The organism is Thermalbibacter longus (assembly GCF_023806485.1).
In the GTDB taxonomy this organism is placed as follows: Bacteria; Chloroflexota; Chloroflexia; order Thermomicrobiales; family Thermomicrobiaceae; genus Thermalbibacter; species Thermalbibacter longus.
This window is the reverse complement of the sequence record NZ_JAMSLR010000080.1, coordinates 1-203: the sequence shown is the minus strand read 5'-3', so window position 1 is coordinate 203 and position 203 is coordinate 1. Positions and strand designations below refer to the sequence as shown.

Sequence of the window (203 nt, the reverse complement as noted above, 5' to 3'; positions counted from 1 at the left end):
GCGCGAAGGCGGCCTGCGCCTCGGCGCAGCCGGCGCGCACGGCGTCGGCATCCAGCCCCAGGATGGCGGCCATCGCGCCGGCGCCCACCGGCACCGCCTGCTGCATGGCCTGCGCGCGCAGCCGCACCAGCGGCGCGGCCTGCGCCAGCGTCAGGGCCCCTGCGGCCACCAGCGCCGAATACTCGCCCAGCGAGTGGCCGGCC

General features: G+C 80.3%; 1 protein-coding gene. It reads right to left on the bottom strand.

From position 1 onward, the window contains the following. Positions 1-203, bottom strand: a 203-nt coding sequence (locus tag NET02_RS16535; RefSeq protein ID WP_284058528.1) for an acyltransferase domain-containing protein, incomplete at both ends; no start/stop codon positions are given.